This is a genomic window from Thiomonas sp. OC7 (assembly GCF_900634595.1).
Lineage (GTDB): Bacteria > Pseudomonadota > Gammaproteobacteria > Burkholderiales > Burkholderiaceae_C > Thiomonas > Thiomonas arsenitoxydans.
Genome location: NZ_LR131953.1, coordinates 811,471 through 829,394, shown reverse-complemented (window position 1 = coordinate 829,394; position 17,924 = coordinate 811,471). Strand labels below are relative to the sequence as shown.

Genomic DNA, 17,924 nt, shown 5'->3' with positions numbered 1-17,924 from the left:
CCGCGGCATGGAAAATCAGGGTTCAATACACTGACCTTTCCCTTCACTAGCTGTAAAGCGACCGATCCATGCTGCAACGATTGCGTGAGACCATCCAGATCATCTTGGAGCGCGACCCTGCCGCGCGTTCGACCTGGGAGGTTGTCACCTGTTATCCGGGCCTGCACGCCTTGCTGTTTCACAGCATGGCGCATGCCTGCTGGAAGCGCGGCTGGCACTGGCTCGGGCGGTGGATTTCGCACTGGGGGCGCTGGCTCACCGGCATCGAGATTCATCCCGGCGCCACCATTGGTCGGCGCGTGTTCATCGACCACGGCATGGGCGTGGTCATCGGTGAAACGGCGGAAATCGGCGACGACTGCACCATCTACCAAGGCGTGACGCTGGGCGGCACCTCGCTCTATAAGGGCGCCAAACGGCACCCCACTCTGGAAGCGGGCGTGGTGGTCGGCGCCGGGGCGCAAGTGCTCGGCGGCTTCACCGTGGGCGAGGGCGCGCGCATCGGCTCGAACGCGGTGGTCGTCAAGGCGGTTCCAGCCGGGGCGACCGCTGTGGGCAACCCCGCGCGCATCCTCCAGAAAGAAGTGGATCAGCAGCGCGAGGCCACGGCAGCGCGCATGGGGTTTTCCGCCTATGCCGTCACTCAGAACGGCGACGACCCGCAATCACGCGCGGTGCTCGGGTTGATCGACCATGCCGCGCAGCTCGAACATCAGGTCGCGCTGCTCTGGCAAGCGCTTGAGCGTCACGGCGTTTGCCCGGCCGAGACCTGTCCGCCCGAGGCGCTGCGCACCGAGCATTTCGATAAAGCCAAGCTGGAAAAACTGGTGGAGTGAAGGCGCAGGGGTGCGCCTTGCGCGCAGGATGATCGCCGCGTCAATGCCGATGAAGAGCGCGACGGTCGCGCAGCATGTGCTCCAGCTCATTCAGGCTGGTTGTACGCACGGCAAAAAGTCGGATCGTTTCGGCAGAGCTGCCGTTTGAGCCGAAGAAGAAATTGAGAATTTGTTTCACTATGCCCATGATGGCACCGATGTAAGTCTAGGGTTAACCCGCATTCTAAGGGGCGCCAGGTTTTTTTTGCTCGGCTGCCCCCTCGAGGGGGAGACCGCTCCGTGCGCAATGGGCGATGAAAAGGAACCGACTCATGAGACTTTTGATCTGGCTCACGCTGGCCTGTCTTTGTCTGAGCGCTTGCGCTGCGCCTGGGGCGTCGGCTGATCATCATTCCGGCGTGATCCTTTACGGTGAACTGGACGAGGGCATCCAAATCCATCCTTAGAACCGACCACAGCATTATGTTAGGCCGATGAGCGGCTGCCTGATTGGCATGATCTAGATCAAACTATTGTGCGATGCGCCTCAAGCGCGAGCCTTGGGGGCCGTTATCTAGATATTCGAATATGCCGCGTGTCATGCAGAAAAAGTTCTCCAGCATGCGGCTTTGAGGAGTCATGCGCAACAACCAGCCCGTCACCCAGACCGAGCGCCTGTTTGGGAAAAATGAATACATCGTCTCCAAGACCGACCTCAAAGGGCGGCTCACCTATGTGAATCGGCCTTTTCTGGAGATCAGCGGATTTTCCGAGGACGAATTGCTGGGTTCCGCCCACAACATCGTGCGCCACCCGGACATGCCGCCTGAGGCGTTTGATGACATGTGGCGCCATCTTCAAGCCGGCAAACCGTGGCAGGGCATGGTGAAGAATCGTTGCAAGAACGGCGATTTCTACTGGGTTCAGGCCAATGCCAATCCCATCTGGGAAGAGGGCCGGATGGTGGGCTATATGTCACTGCGGGTGCTCCCCAGCCGCGAGCAGGTGAGGGCGGCGCAAGAGTTCTACGCTTCGCTGCGAGAAGGGCGCGCGCAGGGCTGGACGGTGCGGCATGGAAAGCCAGCGCGCACCGGCTTGCGCGGATGGTTGAGCGAGGGTGCGCAGGTGTTGCAACAGCGGGCCGTTTCCTTTTTCAGCGCGGGTTTGCTGCTCATCGCCCTGTTGATGCTGGCGCTTGGCGGAGCCGAGCAAGCTGGCTATCTGCAAATTGCAGGCTTGGCGATCAGCACACTGCAGATGGGGCTGTCGGTGGTGCTGATGGGCGGACTGGCATCGCTCGTCTGGACCGTGCGGCGTCAACTGTTGCAGCCCATCGATGCGCTGCAAAAAGAGATGGAAGCCGTATCGGCGGGCAATCTGATCTTGGGCGAAGTGTCCACCGACACGCGTGGCGCAAACCGTTTGCGCCAGACGCTGGACACCATGCGCGGCAACCTCAGCAGCATGGTGCAGGACATTCGCGCCGCCGCCGCGCAGATCACGACAGGTTCGCAGGAAATCGCCTCGGCCTCGCAGGGGCTGGCACAGGCCGCGTCGGAGCAGGCCGCCTCGGTCGAAGAGACGTCGGCCACGCTGGAGCAGACGGGTGCCTCCATCGAACAAAATGCCGAGAGCGCCCGGCAGACCAACACCCTTGCGCAGGCCGCTGCGCATCAGGCGAGCGAAGGCGGCACCGCGGTGGCGCAAACGGTGCAGGCGATGCAAAGCATCGCCGAGCGGATTTCCATCATCGACGACATCGCCTACCAGACCAATATGCTGGCGCTCAACGCCGCGATTGAAGCCGCGCGGGCCGGAGAGCAAGGCAAGGGATTTGCGGTGGTTGCGGCCGAAGTGCGCAAGCTGGCCGAAAAGAGTCAGGCGGCCGCGCGCGAAATCAGCGAACTGGCGACCTCCACGCTTCACCAAGCCGATCGGGCGGGTGATCTGCTCCAGGAGATCGTGCCCGCCATCGCCAAGACTTCGCAGCTCGTGGATGAAATCAGCGCGGCGTCAAGCGAGCAGGCCACGGGGGTTCAGCAAATCTCTCAGGCCGTCGCGCAACTCAACACGGTGACCCAGCACAACGCCTCGGCATCAGAAGAACTGGCCGCGACGGCGGAAGACTTGAGCGAGCAGGCGAAGTTTCTCGAAAAGGCCATGGTGCAGTTCCGCCTGAATGGTGAGCGCGTTCCCGTCGTGCTGTCGCGTGCAGAGCGCAAGCGGCAAGGCGCACAGGACATGCCGGGCACGGGTTCGCTGGCCAGCGAAGGAGGATTCACCGCGTTCTGATGGGAAGAGTACTGCGGGAAGGGTGCAGTGATGCTGCAACGCAACATGCAATAGCCCTGATCGCGCAGCTTGTTGGCAAGCAGGCTAATATTAGGGTTATCCCTTATTCTTTTGCGGCTGTTCCCACAAGGAATCACCCGCACCTCATCATGAATCACTTCAAGCATTTTCTCGACAAACTCCTGTCCAGCATCGAGACGCACCAGGGCGCGGACGAGCACTATCTTGCCCAATCCGTCGACGCCTGTGACTTTGAACGCCGCGTGCGCGAGTTGGAAATGCGCGGCTCTCATACCCAAGATTGGACCTGGGTCGATGTGGCGCGAAATCAAACGGAGCGCCATTCATGGTGACGTCGTTTGCTGCAGCGCAGCACGGCCCGGTGTGCGCGTCTGCAGCGTCTGCGCCGTGGCTGGCTCTGTCCGAAGGCTGGGTAGGATCGGTCCATGCGGTCAGTCGGCAGGTGCTTTACTGGCCGTTCGACGCGCTGCGAGATCAGTACGCTACTGCCGTGCGTGCGGGGCTGATCGAGCGCTCGCTCATTGCGTCGTCCCAGTTCGAGCGCAAAACCGCGGCACTGGAGCAGGCCTTGCTCGGCAGCTATGCCCGGCGGGTCTGATTGCTGAGAGCGCCCCCAGACCTGCCGCGTTCGCGTCAGGCCCCCCGAGGGGGATGAGAAAACTTGGGGCGGCCCTGCGTTTTCTCATGAGCGGCTCACGTAGACGATCAGACTGAAATGCCGGTGAAGGGTTTGACCTCGGTGAGCACGAAGCTGGATTTCACGTCTTCGACGCTTTCGTGTTTGAGCAGGGTTTCGAGCACGAAGTGGGCGTAGTGCTCCATGTCTTGCACATGCACGCGCAGCAAGTAGTCCATCTCGCCGGTCATCGCCAGGCATTCCACCACTTCGGGCCAGCCTTGAACGGCGGCGCGAAAAAGGTCTTGCGGCGAACGCTGGTTGCTGGCACGGTGTTTTTCCAGGCGGACACTGAGCAGGGCGCTCAGGCTGAGGCCGAGTGCGCGCGGGCTGACGATGGCGCGATAGCCCTCGATGACCCCGATCTGCTCCAGCCGCCGGATGCGTCGCTGAACGGCCGAGGCGGAAAGCCCGATCTGCTCGGCCAGCTTTTCCTGCGTCAGTCGTGCATCGGTCTGCAGCAGGGCCAGCAGCTTGCGGTCGATGCGGTCGATGTCTTCAGTCGGGGGTTTGCGCATGGCGGGCGGGCTCACAGATCGGTGCGCAGAGTCCACAACTCGGGAAACAGCACGGTGTCGAGCATCTTGCGCAAATAAGGCACGCCGCCGGTGCCGCCGGTGCCGCGCTTGAAACCGATGACGCGCTCGACGGTGGTGACGTGGCGGAAGCGCCAGAGGCGAAACGCATCTTCGAGATCAACCAGTTCTTCGCCGAGCTGGTAAAGGTCCCAGTGATCTTCGGGCGAGCGGTATACCGTCAGCCAAGCTTGCTCCACTTCTGCGTGGGCGGCATACGGTTGCGCCCAGTCGCGATCGAGGTGGGTCTGGGGAATGGGCAGGCCGCGGCGGGCGAGCAGGCGCAGGGCTTCGTCGTATAGGCTGGGCGCGCGCCAGGCGGCCTCTACCGTGGCGAGGTGGTCCGGCCGGTGGGCATGCGGGCGCAGCATGGCCGCATTTTTGTTGCCCAGCCGGAATTCAATGCATCGATATTGCCAGCTTTGAAAACCGCTGGAACTGGCCAGATACGGCCGCAGCGCGGTGTATTCGCTGGGCGTCATGGTGGCGAGAACGTCCCAGGCGTGGACGAGTTGCTCCATGATGCGTGACACGCGCGACAGCATCTTGAACGCCGGCTGCAGCGCGTCGGCGCGCACGCAATCGAGCGCGGCGTGCAACTCATGCAGCATCAGCTTCAACCAGAGTTCGCTGGTCTGGTGCTGAATGATGAACAGCATCTCGTTGTGCGTGGGCGAGAGCGGATGCTGCGCGCCGAGTAGCTCGTCGAGATGCAGGTAGTCGCCATAGCTCATCGACTGCGAAAAATCGAGTTGCGCGCCTTCCTCGCGCACGATCTCCTCGCCTCTGGCTGCTGGCTGAGCGGCGCTCATGTCACTGCTCCCTTGCGGGCGAATCGCGCCTCTCGCCAGACGCCGCTGTCGAGTACGTCGCGCAGCGTCTGCACGGCGTCGAACACATCGACATAACGCAGGTAAAGGGGAGTGAAGCCAAAGCGCAGCAGGTCGGCATCGCCGCGGGTTTTGTCTCCGGCGCGGAAGTCGCCGATCACCCTGCGGGCGATCAGGGCCTGCATCACGGCGTAGCCGTCGCCGTCGAAGGTCAGCGAGACTTGGCTGCCGCGCCGGGCGGCGTCGAGCGGGGTGGCGAAGGTGAGCGGATACGCGCTCAGTTGCTCGTGAACGAGGCGGATGAACAGGTCGCTGAGCGCCACAGACTTGCGACGTAGCGCCTGCATGCCGCCCATGGGCTCGGCGGCGAGCAGCGTGTCCACGCCGCAATCGAGCGCGGCCAGCGAAAGCAAGGTCGACGTGCCGCAGAGGTAGCGCGCAATGCCCTGAGCGGGCTGGTAGTCGCGGGTGAAAACGAAGGGCGCCGCGTGGCCGTGCCAGCCTGACAGCGGCTGCTCCACCCGGTTGACATGGCGCGCATGCACCCAGACAAAGGCGGGCGCACCCGGGCCGCCGTTGAGGTATTTATAGCCGCAGCCGATGGCGAAATCGGCTTGCGCGCCGTTGAGATCGACCGGCACCGCCCCGGCGGAATGCGCCAGATCCCACACCGTCAGTGCACCCGCCGCGTGGGCCGCTGCGGTGACAGCGGCCATGTCGTACAGCGCACCGCTGCGATAGTTCACCTGCGTGAGCAGGAGCACGGCCACGTCGTCGTGCAGGCGGCCGAGGGCCTGGCCCTGCTCCACGAGTTCAAGCTGCATGCCGTGCTGCGCGGCGAGCGACTGGGCCATATAGAGATCGGTCGGGAAATTTTCCCGCTCGGAAACGATGACGCGGCGCTGCGGCGCATCGGCGCGGGCGATGGACAGCGCGGCGCTGAGCACTTTGTAGAGGTTGATGGAGGTGGAGTCGGTCACCACCAGTTCGTCGGGCGCGGCGCCCACGAGGCGGGCGATCTTGTTGCCCACGCGCCGGGGCAGATCGATCCAGCCCGCCGTGTTCCAGCTGCGAATCAGGCCTTCGCCCCATTCCTCGGTGAGCACGGTTTGCACGCGCGCGGCGGTTGCCCGGGGCAGGGCGCCGAGCGAATTGCCGTCGAGGTAGATGACGCCGTCGGGCAGGGTGAACTGTTCGCGCAGCGGGGCGAGGGGATCGGCGGCGTCGAGCGCGAGGCCGTCTTGGCGTTGTAGCGTTGGCATAGGAAGAAGGAGGAGGTCAAAGTTCGCGCAGCACCGCGCGCACCGGCGAGGCGCAGGCGCCTTGCAGCTTCAGGGGGAGGGCAATCAGCTCATAGTCGCCTTCGGGAACGTCATCGAGCACGAGGTTTTCGAGCACGCGCAGCTCATGCTGCAAGAGTTGCGCGTGGCTGTCGAGTGTCTTGCTGCTTGCGGGATCGATCGACGGGGTGTCGAGCCCGATGAGGGTCACGCCTTGCACGGCCAGCCAGCTCACCGTCGTGGGGGCGAACGCAGCAAAGTCCTCCGTCCAGACCGTCAGCGCGCGGTGGCGGGTACGCACCAACACGCGCGGGGGCAGGTTTGCTGCGGCATGTTGCAGATGGGCGATGTCGATCAGGGCGCCGCAATCCAGGGCGTGAATCACCCGGCATGGGCCCAGATACGGCGCAAGGCCTACCGCGTCGATGCTCGCGCCGTCGTTCGCGTAGTGCAGCGGCGCGTCCGCATGCGCGCCAACGTGGGGCGAAAACCGCACGGCGCTGAGATTGACCGGGCAGCCGGGGCCGAGCCGCGCCGTCCACTCCAGAGAAAACGGCTCGTCGCCCGGAAACACCGGGGCGGAGGGCGAGACAGTCGGGGAGATGTCCCATACGCGGCTCCTGGGCGGGCGGTTCATGGGCGGGCCTTCGCTCGGATTGGATAGTGGGTTGCGGATGTGTGCAGCTTATCGGATCGTACGGGATAATGCGCGCAGGATTTTCCCGCAATACGCCAAAATGGCGCGAGTTTTGCTGAAACCCTGCGCGAGTGCTGGCCTACAGTTTGTGTATTCCAAAAAAAGGAGACAGCCGCATGAATACCTTGAATACCTCCTCCGCCTCGAACCCCATGGGCACCGACGGCTTCGAGTTTGTCGAGTATGCCGCGCCGGAGCCCGAAAAGCTCGGCGCTCTGTTCGCCCAACTCGGCTTTCGCGCGGTGGCCCGCCATCGTCACAAGAACGTGACCTTGTGGCGCCAGGGCGGCATCAACTTCATCGTCAACGCCGAGCCAGACTCGTTCGCGCAGCGCTTCGCCCGGCTGCACGGCCCCAGCATCTGCGCCATTGCCTTCCGTGTGCACGACGCCAACGCCGCCTACAAGCGCGCGCTGGAACTGGGCGCCTGGGGCTTCGACAGCCGCAGCGGCCCGATGGAGCTGAACATCCCGGCGATCAAGGGTATCGGCGACAGCCTGATCTACTTCGTCGATCGCTGGCGCGGCAAGGATGGGCGCAACGGCGGCATCGGCGACATCTCGATTTACGACGTGGACTTCGAGCCAGTGAACGATGCTGCGGCGGAGCACGTGGGCGCCGGCCTGACCACCATCGATCACCTCACCCACAACGTGCACCGCGGCCGCATGGGCGAATGGGCGGATTTCTATACCCGGCTGTTCAACTTCCGCGAGATCCGCTACTTCGACATCGAAGGCCAGGTGACCGGGGTGAAGAGCAAGGCCATGACCAGCCCCTGCGGCAAGATCCGCATCCCCATCAACGAGGAGGGGCAGGAGAAAGCGGGACAAATTCAGGAGTATCTCGACCGCTATCACGGCGAGGGTATTCAGCACATTGCGCTGGCCACCGACGACATCTACGCCACGGTGGAAGGCCTTCGACGCGCCGGGGTGGAGTTTCTCGGCACCCCCGACACCTATTACGAACTGCTCCACAAACGCCTGCCTGGCCACGGTGAAGCGGTGGAGCGCCTGCGCGCCGATCGCATCCTGCTCGACGGCACGACGCAACCTGAAAAACGCCTGCTGCTGCAGATCTTCACCCAGACCGTCATCGGCCCGATCTTTTTCGAGATCATCCAGCGCAAGGGCGACCAGGGCTTTGGCGAGGGCAACTTCAAGGCGCTGTTCGAAAGCATCGAACTCGACCAGATGCGCCGCGGCGTGCTGGAAACGCAGAACGCCTGAGCATAGGAGGGCGATCATGTCCAGCGTTCCGGTGACTTACGGCGAAGCCAGTATCACCCCGCGCGGTGACTACGCGCATTGCGATGCCGACTACACCTGCGCGCAGCAATGGGCGCGCTACACCCCGCAAGAGCACGAGTTGTTCGCGCGGCTCTATGCGCGGCAGATGGCGCTGTTGCCGGGGCGGGCTTGCGAGGAGTTTGTGCGGGCTTTGCCGCATCTGCAGGCGCGCAGCAGCATTCCGCGGTTTGACGACATCAACGTCCGCCTGAAAGCGGCGACGGACTGGGAAATCGTGGCCGTGCCGGGGCTGATTCCCGAAGCGGCGTTTTTCAGCCTGCTGGCGGCGAGGCGTTTTCCGGTGACGGTGTGGCTGCGCAAGCCAGAGGAGTTCGACTACATCGTCGAGCCCGATCTGTTTCACGATCTGTTCGGCCATGTGCCGCTGTTGTTCGAGCCCCGGTTTGCCGACTATATGCAGGCGTTCGGTGCGGGCGGGCTCAAGGCGCAAGGGCAGCATGCGCTGCAGTTTCTGGCGCGGCTGTACTGGTACACGGTGGAGTTCGGACTGATTCGTACCCCGCAAGGTTTGCGGATTTATGGTGCGGGCATTCTGTCATCGGGCGGCGAGGTGGAACACAGCCTCCACAGCCCGCAAGCGCGGCGCGTGCGCTTTGATCTGCTTCGGCTGCTGCGCAGCCGCTATCGCATCGACTCATATCAGGCAACCTATTTCATCATCGACAACTTCCAGCAATTGTTCGATGCGACGGCGCCCGACTTCACCCCGTTCTACGACCAAGCCGCCATGCTTCCGGAGATCGAGGCCGGGGCGCTGCTGCCCGACGAGGTGGACGAAATGGTTAGCGCCGAAACGGACTGAGGCGGTCGGGCAGGAGGGTCTATTCGGCGTCGGGCTGACGCGCAGGCGCGGCGCGCGCGAAGGCGTCCAACTCGTCGCATTCCGCGCAGATGCGCTCCACGGTGGTCAGCCCCGCCAGGCTGCAGCCAAAGCGGCGGGCATTGAACACCTGCGGAACGAGGCAACAGTCGGCCAGGGTGGGCGTGTCGCCGTGGCAGAAGCGGCCGGTGCGCGGGTCGCTTGCGAGCATTTTCTCCACGGTCTGTAGCCCGCGTTCGACCCAGTGGCAATACCACTCGGCTTTCTGTGCCTCTCTCAGATCGAAGGTACGGGTGAGGTGCTGCAGCACGCGCAGATTGTTGATGGGATGAATGTCGCAGGCGATGATCTGAGCGATGGCGCGAATACGCGCGCGGTCTGCCGCCGATCCCGGCAGCAGCGGCGGGTTCGGGTGGGTCTCGTCCAGGTACTCGATGATGGCCAGGGACTGGTTCAGGATCTGGCCGTTGTCGTCCAGAGTGGGCACGGTTTCGTTGGGGTTGATCGCGGCATAGCCAGCGGCGTGTTGCTGGCCGCCGTCACGCAGCAGATGCACAGGCACCGATTCGAAAGCCAGCCCCTTGAGGTGCAGCGCGATGCGAACCCGATAGGCGGCAGAACTGCGGAAGTAGGTGTAGAGCTTCATCGGTCTCATTCCGGCAGCGCCTGCACGCGGTTGCGGATGCTGCCGAACAGGCTCAAACCCCGGTCATCGTGCATGCTGATCTCTACCCCGTCGCCGTCGCGCAGAAAGGGCGTGGTGGCCTCGCCCTGTTCGATCGTTTCGTAGGTGCGCACCTCGGCGATGCAGGCATAGCCCACGCCGCCGTGCTCGACCTTGGAGCCCCACAGCCCGCCCTGCTTGTTCGACACCGTGCCCGAGCCGATGATTGTGCCCGCAGCCAACCGGCGGGTCTTGGCCGCATGCGCGATGAGTTGGGCGAAGTCGAAGGTCATGTCCACCCCGGCATTGGGTTGACCGAACAGGCGGCCGTTGACCTCCACCCGCAGGGGCAGATGCAGCTTGTTGTCGTGCCACGCCGCGCCGAGTTCGTCGGGCGTGAGTGCCACCGGGCTGAACGCTGACGCGGGTTTGCTCTGGAAGAAGCCAAAGCCCTTGGCCAGTTCCGCCGGAATGAGATGGCGCAGCGAGACGTCGTTGACCAGCAGCACCAGACGGATGGCCTGCGCCGCCTGCGCGGGCGTGGCGCCCAGCGGCACCTCCCCGGTGATGACGGCCACCTCGGCCTCGAAGTCGATGCCCCAGCTCTCCTTGGCCACGATGGGGTCGCAGGGAGCGATGAAGCTGTCGGAGCCGCCCTGATACATCAGCGGGTCGGTGTAGAAGGTGGCGGGCACTTCGGCTTTGCGTGCCTTGCGTACCAGCTCGACATGGTTGATGTAGGCCGAACCGTCGGCCCATTGGAAGGCGCGCGGCAGGGGCGAGTGGCAGGCGGCGGCGTCGAAGGGCTGGGTGTGCCGTGCTGTTCCGGCTTGCAGGGCCAGCGCCGCATCGCGCAGCAGCGGGGCGCAGCGCGCCCAGTCGTCGAGCGCGGCCTGCAGGGTCGGGGCGATGTCGGGCACCGGCTGGCACAGGGTCAGGGTGTCGTTGACCACGACCAGTCGGCCGTCCGGGGCCGCGGTTTTCAGCGTGGCCAGCCTCACTGGAACATCTCCTTGTAGCGGCCGTCATGCATCCAGGCGGCATGCTTCGGGGCTTTGCGGGTCTGGCTCCATTCTTCGAGCATGTCCCACTTCACGGCGTCGAGCGCGGCGAGCATCTTGGGACTGGAGGTATTGCACGCTAATTCCAGGCGGTGGCCGTTGGGGTCGAAGAAGTAGATGGACTGAAACAGCGCATGGTCGGTCGGGCCGATGACGTCGATGCCGGCGTTCTGCAGGCGCTGCTTGGCGGCGAGGAGTTCGTCCATGGAGCCGACCTCCAGCGCGAGGTGCTGGGTCCAGACGGGGGTGTTGGGGTCGCGTCCCATCTCGGGCTGCGTGGGCAGCTCGAAGAAGGCCAGGATATTGCCCTGGCCCGCGTCGATAAAGATGTGCATGTAGGGATCGGCTTCGCCTGTGGAGGGCACGGTGTCTTCGGCGATGCACAGCACCAGTTTCATGTCCAGATGCTGCTCGTACCAGCGCGCGGTCTGCAGCGCGTCTTTGCAGCGGTAGGCAACATGATGGATCTTTTGGACCAGCATGATGAGTCTCCTGTTTTGTTAACTTTGAAACTCTAGTCCCAAAACAGTCGGTTTGCAGGCCCGCGGGAGACTACTGCAGCATGAAGGTCTGATACTCCAGCTTGCGGAACAGGCGCTGCAGCAACATCATGCCCAGCATCAGCGTGAGGAGCAGGGCCACGCCGAAGCCGTAGCCGAAGAAGGCCGGGCCAAGGTGGATGGAGAGCATGCTCAGCGCAAAATTCAGCACCGTCAACGTGGCCGTGATGACCACCACATCGCGTCTGCGGTCGAGGTAATAGAACACGTTGAGCACGGCCAGCAACATCACCTGGAAGCTCGCCGCTACGGCCTGCACCAGAAACAGCGGGATGTAGAGGCTGCTGATGCCGATCCACGAAAACAGCGCCGGCACGAAGGTGTAGACCGCCAACAACGTGAGCGCCTGCACCTTCAGAATTTGATAAAGCCCCTCGCGCACCACGCCCTGCATGCCGTCGTGATAGCGGGCGATGTCTTGCAGCGCGCCGCCTTCGCGCACGGCGGTGTAGAACTTGTCGTACCACTCGACGAAGTCGGTCTCGAACTTCACCAGAAAAATGCCCATGCCCGGGATGACGCACAGATAGGCGAGAAACACCGGCAGGTCGTAAATGGTGGAAGCGCGCAGCGGCCCGATGACCGGGGTGGACGTGCCGGTGGTGAACCAGAAGGTGAGCTTGTCCGCCCACACGCCCAAGTTGTAGAGCATGCCGCCCGCGATGAGCGAGAGATACATCTGCCGCGGGCGGAAGCAGGCCAGCGTGATGGGGCGAACCACGGGAAAGTTGCGTAGCACCAGCCACAGCATCAGCACCCACATGACAAACTGCCCGCCGATAAACCCGAGCAGCAAGCCGTCGAGCCCCCAGCGGCGGGCGAAGTATGACAGCAGCACCGAGATGCCGTAGCCCAGCGCATACAGGCCGACGATGGCGCGGTACTGCTTCAGGCCCGAGAGGAACACGGTGGTGATCCACAGGTTCGACAGCAGCGTGAGCCCGACCACGATGAGCACCCGGTATAGATTGCCCACGCCGTCAAACCCCAGCAGCGCCACCAGCCAACCCAAGGCGCCGCTCACTGCCGTGGTCACGAGCACCACACCGAAATAGGCCGGAGCGATGTCGTCCTTGCGCTTCTCGAACAGTCGGTCGGCCACCCACCGGGTGAAACCCAGTTGCAGCCCGCCGGTGAGAATGAGCGAGGCCATGATGAGATAGGTCACCGTCACCTGGAACTGGGTGATGAGCGCGTCGGGCGTGACCACGCCGAGCGACAGCACGCCCACCGCGATGAGGCCGATGATGGAAAACACCCACGGCCCGGAGCTGATGATGGACGCATAGGTGTAGGCGCGCAGCAGCCCGAGGTAGGACTCGGAGCGCAACAGCTTGCGCAGTTCGAAGCCGATGCCGGCCATTTATGCCAAGTCCTTTTCGTCTGCCTTCGAATCGACTGCGAGGGGCGGCTCGTCCAGCGGCGGCTCGCCGCGCAGCCAGGTGGCGACTGCGCCGACTTCATCGCTCAGGCCGACGTCGCGGGCGGCGCTGCGTTGCAGGGCGTCGTCGTACACCGCGCGGTAGTTGTCGAACATCATGGGTTGGGTGTAGTAGCGCTCGACCCGGGCGATGCCTGCGGCGCTGGCGGCTTGCCAGCGGGCCGTGTCGCCTAGCAGTTCGGCGCAGGCTTCGCCCAGCGCCTGCGCGTCGGCGATGCCGACCACGGCGCCTGAGGCGCCCAGCGCTTCGTCTTCCGCGCCCAGTCCGTAGATGAGCTGACGGCACGAGCCCACGTCGGTAGTGACCGAGGGCACGCCCCCGGCATAGCCTTCGAGCATGACCAGCGGCAGCGCCTCGCTGATGGACGACAGCACCACCAGCCCGATCTTGGGCATGAGCTCGGTGAGCTTCTGGAAGCCGAGGAACTTGAGGGTGTCGCCCAGTTGCAGACTCTCGGCGAGATCGTGGCACTCGCGGGCATATTCCGGGTGCTCGTCCTCCGGCCCGGCGATCCAGCCTTCGAGCCCGGGCAGGCGGTTGCTGGCCACGCGTACCGCGCGGATGAAGGTCTTGATGTCCTTGATCGGCACCACCCGGCCGATGAGGCACATCACCAGCGGGGGCGAAGCAGGGCGCAAGGCGCGGGTCGCGGCGAAGGGCGGCACGTTGATGCCGTTGGCGATGCAGCAGGTGGTGATGGGGTTGGCGCCGTCGGCGATCTGCCGCAGGCGGTTGGTTTCGTACAGCGCAATGACGGGATCGGCGGCGTCGTAGCACATGCGGCCCAGCGACTCGAACAGACGTATCCAGAGCTGGCGGAAATAGCCGGCCTCGCCCGCGGTACGTTCGAGCACCGGGGTGTTGTCGCTGATCCAATTGGCCGAAAACAGGTCGATGCGCCGCTCCTTGGTGTAGATGCCGTGCTCCGACAGCACCAGCGGCTTGTTGTAGAGCCGCGCGAGAACCGCGCCCAGATACCCGGCGTAGCCGGTGGAGACGGTGTGATAGATGCGGGCGCGTGGCAGTTCGCGGGCCAGCGTCGCCAGCGTCCAGATGGGGGTGTGCATGGTGCGCACTGTCCAGAAGTAATCGACGAAGGACGGATCGGTGCAGCGAAGTTGGTACTGGGCGGTGAGGTAGCCCCACGATTGATGCGAGTGCAGAAAGTAGTGCAGATCAAGCTTGTCCTGCATGGCTTGCAGGCTGGCGCGCAGCACTTCGGCGCGGCTGGCGGCGTCTTGGCCATCGCGAATCAGGGTGTGCAGGTTTTCCACCAGTTCGGCGGTCGCGGCGTCGCCGCGTTCTTCGCGCGCGGCGGGCAGCACCGCGTCGCTGAACAGATAGTGATGGGTGAGCCCGACCACATTGGGCGGCATCTGGTAGCGCGGCTTGCCATAGTCTTCCTCGCGCGAGCCGAGAAACACCAGATGAAAGCGCAGGTGCGGAAATCCGCTCACGATCTGGTGCACCCAGCTCGACACGCCGCCCGAGACATAGGGGTAAGTGCCTTCGAGTAGCAGCATGACGTCGATCTCAAAGGGGGCTTCGCGGCCCTCGGGTTGCGTGTCGGTGAAGTCGGGTTGCGTCATGGGCAGGGAGAAGATCAGCTCAGCAGCAGGCGGTCGGCATCGCTCAGCGGGCCGGGCGCCGGGGTGGGCTCGGCAGGGCGCGGCGCACTGCCTGGGCGCTGCAAGGCGGGTGTGTCGGAGATGACCGGCTCGCTTCGAGTCGGGGTTTCGGTCTGCCAGACCCGCACCACGGGACGCAGCCGGGGGGCCACCTGCCGAGTGCCCAGCGGTTGCAGCACGCCGGTGATGCGGCCGAATCGCCGCTCAATCCATTCCAGCTCCGCGGCGTAAGGGCGCCACAACGTCGGGCTGGCGCCTTCCGAGGCGAGATGTTCGAGCACCTCGCGTGCCGCATCGGTCTTGCCCGCGGCCAGAGACAGGCGCAGGAACATCATCTGCAGGCCGGTGTCTTGCGGCAGCGCGTCGCGGGCGATCGTGCAGTAGTGCAACGCCTGCTGCAAGGCGAAGTCGCGCAGATCGCCCTGGGCCAGGCCCTGATAGATGAACTCCATCTGCAACTCGGCGACGCGCTGCGCAGCACGCGCCAGTGCCGCTCCGCTGGGCGCGGTGTGGCGTAAGACTTCGACTTCGCGCAGGGCGTCCTGCAGACTGTCGGTCAGTCGCTGCTCCCAGGTGTTGCTGATGCCGTAGGCCAGCAGGCGGATTTCTTCATCGGGGTCGGACAGCAGCTTGCGCAGCACCGGCAGGGTCATGCGCGGCGACATTTCGCGCAGCGCCAGCACGGCGCGAATGCGCTGGGCCTGCGGCTGGCTCTGGTCGCGGGCAATGCGCGCGGTTTGGCCGGCGGGCAAGTCGCGGCGCTGGTCGTCGTCGATATGCGAGACGGAGAACACCTGCAGCGACGGCGCTTCGCGCAGGTGCTCGGTGGCCTGGTGGCGCATGGGCAGCCATTGCGCCAGCCGCGCGGCGATCAGCAGGCCGAACACGCCGACGACCGGAAAGAAAAACGCCAGCAAGGTCAAAAGGGTGAGTGACAGCCGCTTGGGTTTGCGCAGTTCGGCGGGCAGCAGCGTCCACAGCAGCAGCCCGACCAGCACGGCCGCCGCACCATGCACCGCCCAGAACAGCAGCAGGTCCGTGTCGTCGCGGCTGACCAGCAGCCAGGCCGCCACCGTCTCCAGCAGGACGATGAGCGAGCCGAGCTTGTAGAACAGGGGATTCATGAGGTCTTGGTTTCCGCGGCGGCGCTGCTCAGCAGGCGGCGCAACTCCAGGAAGCTGGGGGCGCCCGAGACTTCTAGAAAGTCCAGATCGAAGGCCTGATCGGGGCGCTGGTTGCTGCGGCTGAGAATCTGCACGAGCTGGCTCGCCATGTCGCGGCGGTAATTCGCCAGCCCGCCGGAACTCAACAAGGGCAGCAGCACGATCAGCGCGGGTTTGCCGCCCCGGCCCTTGAGCGTCCAGGTGGAGCTCTCCACCGGCTGCAGACCGGCGAACTCGGCCAGCACGTCGTCGCTCACACGGCCTTGCCCGCTCCACACTGCGCAGTAGCTGCGCAGCTTGAAGTTCTGCCCCAGTTCGCTGAGCTGCGCCCACTCTTGCTGCAGGCCGATGGGCGCCTGCACCCAGGCCGAGCGCACATCTTCCACGCTGAGTTCGAGCTGGCTGAAATCGAGATAGGACGCGCACAGAACCTGCAGGCGCTGCAGATTGTTTTCCTCGAACGACATGAAGGGCATGGTATGCACCGCCAGCAGGGCATCGACCTCGTCGTATTCGTCGAGCCGCAGCGGGGCGGCGAAGACCCAGGGGTTGCTGCCGTCGGTTTCGTTCAGGTGCGCTTGGGCGATGTGCACCGACTGATGCGTTTCCAGAATGCGGTTGATCAGCACCTCGCCGGGATCGAGCGGGGGCAGGGTTTGGCCCAGCGAGGCGGCCAGCCGCCATTGCAGCCCCTGCGGGCCGATTTCACGCACAAAGATGCCCGCCTCGACCAGGCGGCACGATTGGCTGAGCAGCTGCAGAAAGGCGCGCGGGTCGGGCAGGGGCGCGGGCGTCGGCAGGCCGGGTGTGGCTGCAGGGGCGGCCAGCGCCGGACGGTTGCCCTGGAAGGTGAAGGTGCGGCGCAGGTCGAGCAGGGCGTCGCGCAGGGTCATGGGACGGTCGGTGAGCTCCTGCTCCAGGGTGGACAGTGCTTCCTTGATGACGAACAGGCGGCGCTTGGTGCGCTCCAGCCGCGCCGTCAGGTCTTTGGTGACTTCGCGGTGCAGCACCTGCCGGTTGCGGAAGGCCGCGCCGAACTCGCCCAGAATCAGGGTCATCAGCATGCCGCCGAGAAAGAACTCGGCCGGAAATTCCACGGCGGGGGCGCTATGGAACAGCGTGGGGGAGAACTTCCAGAACGCCGCGTAAAACCCCACGCCGAACAGCCCATACCCGGCGCCGTAGCGCACCGCGATCAGCCAGGGGCCGAACCAGGCCCAGGGAAAACCGGCGTGAGCGCCCAGCGGATCATCCGGCCTGAGCTTGGCGCCCAGCCACAGCACCAGCACCGGCAGCAGCACGGCTTCGAACATCGCCATCAGCCGCCCCGACTGCGTATTCGGCCGCCAATAGCGCAGCCATTGCCAGCGCATGCGCGCCGACTCGCTGCGCATGCGGCGGCTGACGCGGGTGGAGAGATTGTCGAGTTTCATGCAGCGGTGGGGAAGGCGTTGTGCGCTGAGCGCTTCAGGGCTTGGCGGCGGGTTTTTCGACAGAGGCTGTCACGCGAATACCGCGCAGCAGCGATTCGATCTGCGACTGCCCGACCGCGGCCAGCGCCTGATAGCCCCAGCCCGAGCGGCCGCCGCTGGCGCTCCAGACCACCTGGCCTGTCGGCACATCGGTGACCTGCAGCGTGATGCCCACGGCGGGCTCGCTGTCCACCCCGGTTTTGTAGCGCCATTCGGTGACCGTGCCGGAGAGCGCATAGCGTGCGCCTTGCTGCTTGGCCCAGGCCAGCGCCTGGATGGCACTGGCGGCGGGCTCGGCCTCGAGCGGGTTGTCGGTGGATTTCTGCGGATAGACCACCACCTCGCGCAAGCCCTTTTGCTGCAGCAGCGAGACGGTGATGGCCTGCGCCCTGCGCTCGACCAGCGGCACATCGGTGGCGTTGCTCAGCGGCAGCACGGCGAACTTGGCATCGGCCGGCACCGAGAGCGACTGGCCGGGCAGGGCGGTGACGGCGCAGCCCGCGAGCAGCATCACGGCGGCGCCGGCCAGGCCGAGCGCGGCGCGGCGGGCGGGGGAGTGTGGAGTGGGGGATGGGGACATGGAACTCTCCTGCTTCATCGGGGTGAAAAGAACGC

At 64.8% G+C, this 17,924-nt stretch carries 19 protein-coding genes; 6 read left to right on the top strand and 13 right to left on the bottom strand.

What is annotated here, in order from left to right; all coding sequences use genetic code 11:
* The first annotated feature begins 68 nt into the window (after nt 1–68).
* Nucleotides 69–836 carry a serine O-acetyltransferase gene (gene cysE / locus BIO17B3_RS03930; RefSeq protein WP_013105289.1) on the top strand — a complete coding sequence of 256 codons (768 nt, stop codon included), beginning with the start codon at nt 69–71 and terminating at the stop codon, nt 834–836.
* A gap of 40 nt (nt 837–876) precedes the next feature.
* On the opposite strand, the gene BIO17B3_RS03925 is transcribed toward cysE, so the two are convergent.
* Nucleotides 877–1,023 (bottom strand): hypothetical protein, encoded by a 147-nt coding sequence (locus tag BIO17B3_RS03925; protein ID WP_155816238.1) that lies wholly within the window; start codon nt 1,021–1,023, stop codon nt 877–879.
* A 431-nt stretch (nt 1,024–1,454) separates the two neighbouring features.
* Here BIO17B3_RS03925 and BIO17B3_RS03920 point away from each other — a divergent pair, with 431 nt between their 5' ends.
* From BIO17B3_RS03920 to BIO17B3_RS03910, 3 genes are all read left to right on the top strand, one after another.
* Nucleotides 1,455–3,107, top strand: a complete 1,653-nt coding sequence (locus BIO17B3_RS03920) for a PAS domain-containing methyl-accepting chemotaxis protein (protein WP_156053098.1) — start codon at nt 1,455–1,457, stop codon at nt 3,105–3,107.
* Nucleotides 3,108–3,256: 149 nt separating this feature from the next.
* Entirely contained in the window at nt 3,257–3,460 is a 204-nt protein-coding gene (locus BIO17B3_RS03915; RefSeq protein WP_013105291.1) for a DUF3563 family protein, read from the top strand.
* Nucleotides 3,454–3,726, top strand: a complete 273-nt coding sequence (locus BIO17B3_RS03910; protein WP_041608919.1) for a hypothetical protein — start codon at nt 3,454–3,456, stop codon at nt 3,724–3,726. The genes BIO17B3_RS03915 and BIO17B3_RS03910 overlap by 7 nt, the downstream gene beginning before the upstream one ends.
* Before the next feature lie 107 nt (nt 3,727–3,833).
* Here BIO17B3_RS03910 and BIO17B3_RS03905 read toward each other — a convergent pair whose 3' ends face one another.
* The 4 genes from BIO17B3_RS03905 to kynB are packed head-to-tail and all read right to left on the bottom strand — an operon-like array spanning nt 3,834 to nt 7,126.
* Complete coding sequence (locus BIO17B3_RS03905; RefSeq protein WP_013105293.1) at nt 3,834–4,322, bottom strand: Lrp/AsnC family transcriptional regulator; 489 nt, start codon at nt 4,320–4,322, stop codon at nt 3,834–3,836.
* 11 nt (nt 4,323–4,333) lie between these two features.
* Entirely contained in the window at nt 4,334–5,191 is an 858-nt protein-coding gene (gene kynA, locus BIO17B3_RS03900; RefSeq protein WP_013105294.1) for a tryptophan 2,3-dioxygenase, read from the bottom strand.
* Entirely contained in the window at nt 5,188–6,471 is a 1,284-nt protein-coding gene (kynU, locus tag BIO17B3_RS03895) for a kynureninase (protein ID WP_013105295.1), read from the bottom strand. The genes kynA and kynU overlap by 4 nt, the downstream gene beginning before the upstream one ends.
* Before the next feature lie 16 nt (nt 6,472–6,487).
* On the bottom strand, nt 6,488–7,126 hold the full coding sequence (gene kynB / locus BIO17B3_RS03890) for an arylformamidase (protein ID WP_013105296.1): 639 nt from the start codon (nt 7,124–7,126) through the stop codon (nt 6,488–6,490).
* A gap of 176 nt (nt 7,127–7,302) precedes the next feature.
* Here kynB and hppD point away from each other — a divergent pair, with 176 nt between their 5' ends.
* Both hppD and phhA read left to right on the top strand, forming a co-directional pair.
* The gene (gene hppD, locus BIO17B3_RS03885; RefSeq protein ID WP_013105297.1) at nt 7,303–8,418 is read left to right on the top strand and encodes a 4-hydroxyphenylpyruvate dioxygenase; all 1,116 of its coding nucleotides are present in this window, start codon (nt 7,303–7,305) and stop codon (nt 8,416–8,418) included.
* A gap of 16 nt (nt 8,419–8,434) precedes the next feature.
* Nucleotides 8,435–9,301 carry a phenylalanine 4-monooxygenase gene (gene phhA / locus BIO17B3_RS03880; protein WP_013105298.1) on the top strand — a complete coding sequence of 289 codons (867 nt, stop codon included), beginning with the start codon at nt 8,435–8,437 and terminating at the stop codon, nt 9,299–9,301.
* 19 nt (nt 9,302–9,320) lie between these two features.
* On the opposite strand, the gene maiA is transcribed toward phhA, so the two are convergent.
* The 8 genes from maiA to BIO17B3_RS03840 form a co-directional block, all read right to left on the bottom strand.
* A complete protein-coding gene (gene maiA / locus BIO17B3_RS03875) occupies nt 9,321–9,965 on the bottom strand; it encodes a maleylacetoacetate isomerase (RefSeq protein WP_013105299.1) in 645 nt (214 codons plus the stop codon).
* Nucleotides 9,966–9,970: 5 nt separating this feature from the next.
* Nucleotides 9,971–10,984, bottom strand: a complete 1,014-nt coding sequence (locus BIO17B3_RS03870; RefSeq protein ID WP_013105300.1) for a fumarylacetoacetate hydrolase family protein — start codon at nt 10,982–10,984, stop codon at nt 9,971–9,973.
* The gene (locus BIO17B3_RS03865) at nt 10,981–11,526 is read right to left on the bottom strand and encodes a VOC family protein (protein WP_013105301.1); all 546 of its coding nucleotides are present in this window, start codon (nt 11,524–11,526) and stop codon (nt 10,981–10,983) included. Before BIO17B3_RS03865 ends, BIO17B3_RS03870 begins: the two co-directional genes overlap by 4 nt.
* Nucleotides 11,527–11,596: 70 nt before the next feature.
* Nucleotides 11,597–12,967, bottom strand: coding sequence for an exopolysaccharide Pel transporter PelG (gene pelG, locus BIO17B3_RS03860; RefSeq protein ID WP_013105302.1), 1,371 nt, complete (start codon nt 12,965–12,967; stop codon nt 11,597–11,599).
* Nucleotides 12,968–14,635, bottom strand: a complete 1,668-nt coding sequence (pelF, locus tag BIO17B3_RS03855; RefSeq protein WP_013105303.1) for a GT4 family glycosyltransferase PelF — start codon at nt 14,633–14,635, stop codon at nt 12,968–12,970.
* A gap of 14 nt (nt 14,636–14,649) precedes the next feature.
* Nucleotides 14,650–15,798 (bottom strand): HEAT repeat domain-containing protein, encoded by a 1,149-nt coding sequence (locus BIO17B3_RS03850; RefSeq protein WP_013105304.1) that lies wholly within the window; start codon nt 15,796–15,798, stop codon nt 14,650–14,652.
* Nucleotides 15,795–17,270 (bottom strand): hypothetical protein, encoded by a 1,476-nt coding sequence (locus BIO17B3_RS03845; protein WP_013105305.1) that lies wholly within the window; start codon nt 17,268–17,270, stop codon nt 15,795–15,797. The genes BIO17B3_RS03850 and BIO17B3_RS03845 overlap by 4 nt, the downstream gene beginning before the upstream one ends.
* A gap of 34 nt (nt 17,271–17,304) precedes the next feature.
* Nucleotides 17,305–17,889 (bottom strand): penicillin-binding protein activator LpoB, encoded by a 585-nt coding sequence (locus BIO17B3_RS03840; RefSeq protein WP_156053097.1) that lies wholly within the window; start codon nt 17,887–17,889, stop codon nt 17,305–17,307.
* Between the last annotated feature and the right edge of the window lie 35 nt (nt 17,890–17,924).